General features: G+C 64.5%; 1 protein-coding gene. It reads left to right on the forward strand.

Translation table 11 applies throughout. The features are described 5' to 3' along the window. Nucleotides 1–94: 94 nt before the first annotated feature. The coding region (locus tag ACZ3HH_RS30320) for a DUF3382 domain-containing protein (RefSeq protein WP_465810309.1) at nucleotides 95–265 on the forward strand (171 nt) is incomplete at its 3' end.

A 265-nucleotide genomic window follows, 5' to 3' on the forward strand; every position in this document is an offset into this window, starting at 1 on the left:
CTGTTCCGTCCCACGGGCCTGTTGGGCAAGCCCGACATCGAAAAGGTCTGAGCCCGCACGGCTCGACGGACAACGACATATTCAAGGAGGCGTGATGCCTGAGACTTTCAAGAATGCCGTGGCGGCGGCGCTGGTGACCGCCGTACTGACCATCCCGCTGCTGGGCATGCAGCTGCAGCTGGAGGGCTACCGCGTGGTCCTCAATACCCACTGGACCCCGGTGCTGGTGGCGGTGCTGGCCGTGTTCCTGTTCCAGCTGGCCAGG

The organism is Pseudomonas sp. PME37.24/025 (assembly GCF_055556615.1).